The organism is Protofrankia sp. Cj3 (genome assembly GCF_917627355.1).
Taxonomy (GTDB): domain Bacteria; phylum Actinomycetota; class Actinomycetes; order Frankiales; family Frankiaceae; genus Protofrankia.
Genome location: NZ_CAKJTR010000211.1, coordinates 5,935 through 7,938, shown reverse-complemented (window position 1 = coordinate 7,938; position 2,004 = coordinate 5,935). Strand labels below are relative to the sequence as shown.

At 65.8% G+C, this 2,004-nt stretch carries 1 protein-coding gene; it reads left to right on the top strand.

What is annotated here, in order from left to right:
• Window positions 1–327 precede the first annotated feature (327 nt).
• On the top strand, window positions 328–2,004 hold a 1,677-nt coding region (locus MJ783_RS20330), incomplete at its 3' end, for a TIR domain-containing protein (RefSeq protein WP_370651736.1).

Below are 2,004 nucleotides of genomic sequence, written 5' to 3'. Positions count from 1 at the left end.
AGCCGTCCCCGGCGGGGATAATTTTCCCGGTCAGCCGGGCATGTGCATCAAAATGATCATTTCATGTTGATGCACATGCCCGGCAACAGAAAGCGCGGCGTCGCGGGGCTGGGGCACGCACCTATTTAGAGCGCCCGGCCCCGCTGGCTCGCCGACGCCGCCATCACCGCCATAACCACCCCTCCCGACCAGCCAGGCACCATGTCAGGACACGGCGCCGGCGGCCACCACTACGGTTGTTAATCTCCGTGTATCGCCAGGCGTACTGTGTCGAGAACGGTCGCGGTGAGTGGCCAGATCAAGGACGGAGTGACAGGAGCAGGCGCTGTGTCCGATACGGGGGGTCCGATCGGGAGTCCAGTCGAGGTTCCGGACAGGGAGCCGGCCCGCGCGGCGCGGCGCGGCGAATCGGCCCGGGACCCCGTTGAGGCTCCGGACGGAGAGCCGGCACCGCCGTTGGACTTCTTCGTGTCGTACACCCGTGCCGACCAGGGCTGGGCCGAATGGGTGGGCTGGCAGTTGGAGAAGGCCAGCTATCGGGTGCTGCTCCAGGCCTGGGACTTCGTGCCCGGGACGAACTGGGCGGTCCAGATGCAGCACGGCGTTGCCAACACGCGGCGGACCATCGCTCTGCTCTCCCACGCCTACCTGAAATCCGTATACGGGCAGACGGAATGGCAGGCCGCCCAAGCCGCCGACCCGCTCGGCTTCGAGCGCAAGCTCCTGCCGATCCGGCTGGAGGAGTGCCCCCGCCCGGGGCTGCTCAACACGATCGTCAGCATCGAGCTGTTCCGACACAGCACCGATGAGGATGCCGCCCGTCAACACCTACTCGACGAGATCAGTCACGCGCTGAACGGACGGGCGAAACCCGCGGCAACGCCACGCTTCCCCGGCGGCCGGCCGGCGCCAGCCTTCCCTCCCACGTCCACGGTAAGCAGGCACGACGACCCTGCGGTCGAGCGCGATCCCGCCGCCGGTCTCCCCACCACGTCCGTGGCAAGCACGCCGGTCCCGCCTACCCGTGAGGAACCCACCACCCGGACGCGAGGGGCCGTCTCCAGCCGGACCCTCGGCCGGCCGCTCGTCCTCCTTGCCGGCACGGTTGTGCTGGTGCTCGTCGCCATCGCCGTCGCCGGTATCGTCCTCGCCGCCAGTACCGCTCGGAACGGGACTCCGCACGCGACCAACGGCTGTGACGGCACAGGTGCGGCCGTGCGGGTGGTCCGGGCGCAGGATGATGAGTGCATCGGTTACAGCGATAACGCAAGCCAGCTCTTCGGCGCGGACAAGAATCTCCAGGCCGCGGAACGGGCGGTCTTCCGGGCGAACCAGTGCGCTGACATGCTGCGGGGGAATTTCCCGCTCCGGCCGTTCGTCAGCGTGGTCTACCTGGCCGCTCTCACACCGGACCCGCAACGCCTCGATTTCCTCGATTTAGACTCCCGGCCGCGCACCGACGAACTGGCTGGCATCCTGCTGCAACAGATACGGCAGAATGGTGATTTCACGGACACATCGTGCTCGCCGACCGCAAGCGGGCGCGAACCGATCCTACGGGTGATCATCGCCAACGGCGGTAGGAACATGCGGCAGGTAAAGACTGTCACAAGCAACATCATCGACCTGGCCCGCAAGGACCCACAGCAGGTCAGCGCCGTGATCGGTATGGACCGCAGCACCGACGAGACCGCACAGGCGATCGCCGAGTTCGGCAACGCGGGCCTTCCCGTAGTGGCCCCGACACTCTCCGGTGACGGCCTTGAGCAGACGTCCCCACTGTATTTTCAGATGGTGCCACCGAACGCGCAGGAGGCCCAAATGATCGCCGCCTACGCCGCATACATGAAGAAGACCAGGGTCAGTGTCTACTACCCACAGAGCGCCGCCAAAGGCGATGATCTGTATATTCGAACTCTCGTCGCAGATCTACACGAAGAACTCGACAAAAAAAAGATCGACTTCGAGGATGCCGGCTGGGAAGGCCCGACGTTCCAGAAGCAA